Below are 1176 nucleotides of genomic sequence, written 5' to 3'. Positions count from 1 at the left end.
GGTCGTTCGGTGTTCGAGCGTCGGGCGGTGGTGATCGGTCGGGAACCGGCGGATTTCCGGGATGGGTTGGCGGCGTTGGCCGCGGGTGAGCCCTCGGCCCGTGTGGTCGCCGGGACGGTGCCCGCGCATTCGGGTGGGACCGTCTTCGTCTTTCCGGGGCAGGGTTCGCAGTGGGTGGGCATGGGTGTGGGGTTGATGCGGACCTCGCCGGTGTTCGCCGAGCATCTGGGGGCGTGCGCGGCGGCGTTGGAACCGTTCACGGGTTGGAATCTGGTCGATGTCCTGATGGGGGTGCCGGGTGCTCCCGTTCTGGAGGGGGACGACGTCGTCCAGCCCGCGTTGTGGGCGGTGATGATCTCGCTCGCCCGGTTGTGGGAGCACCTGGGCGTCACCCCGGACGCGGTGGTGGGTCATTCGCAGGGTGAGATCGCCGCCGCGCACGTCGCGGGCATTCTCACGCTCGAGGATTCCGCGCGCATCGTGGCGTTGCGTTCGGGGGTGTTGGCCGGTATCGCCGGTCGGGGTGGCATGTTGTCGTTGCCGTTGGGTGTGGCGGTGGTTGAGGATCTGGTCGCTCGTTGGGAGGGGTTGGCGGTTGCGGCGGTGAACGGGCCGTCGGCGACGGTGATCGCGGGTGATGCGGGTGTGTTGGCGGAGGTCGTGGCGTATTGCGAGGGTGAGGGTGTTCGGGCGCGTCGGGTGCCCATCGACTATGCCTCGCATACTCCGGTCGTGGAGGTTCTGCGGGACCGGTTGATGCGGTTGTTGGCTCCGGTCGAGCCGCGGCCGGCCGCGGTGGCGTTCTACTCGACTGTTGCGGGTCATCTGGGTGGGCCGGTGGTGGACACCGCGGTCATGGGTGCGGCGTATTGGTACGACAACCTGGCCACTCCCGTGCATTTCCAGGCCGCCACGTGCGCGCTTCTGGACGATGGGCACACGCTGTTCGTGGAGGCGAGCCCGCATCCGGTCCTGACGCATTCGCTTCAGGAGAGCGCCGAGGAGCATGCCGGCAGCGCAGTGGTCGCGGTCACCGGCACGGTGCGTCGCGACGACGACACCTGGCAGCGGGTACTGACCTCACTCGCCACCGTCCACACCCACACCACCACCGACTGGACGCGCTTCTATCCCACCACCCCACCCACCCACCTCGACCTCCCCACCTACCCCTTC

At 68.6% G+C, this 1176-nt stretch carries 1 protein-coding gene; it reads left to right on the top strand.

From position 1 onward, the window contains the following. Positions 1-27: 27 nt before the first annotated feature. The coding region (locus ACIRL2_RS51420) for an acyltransferase domain-containing protein (RefSeq protein WP_402242737.1) at positions 28-1176 on the top strand (1149 nt) is incomplete at its 3' end.

The sequence above is a fragment of the Embleya sp. NPDC127516 genome, from assembly GCF_044765325.1.
Taxonomy (GTDB): domain Bacteria; phylum Actinomycetota; class Actinomycetes; order Streptomycetales; family Streptomycetaceae; genus Embleya.
This window is presented reverse-complemented; position numbering and strand designations above follow the sequence as displayed.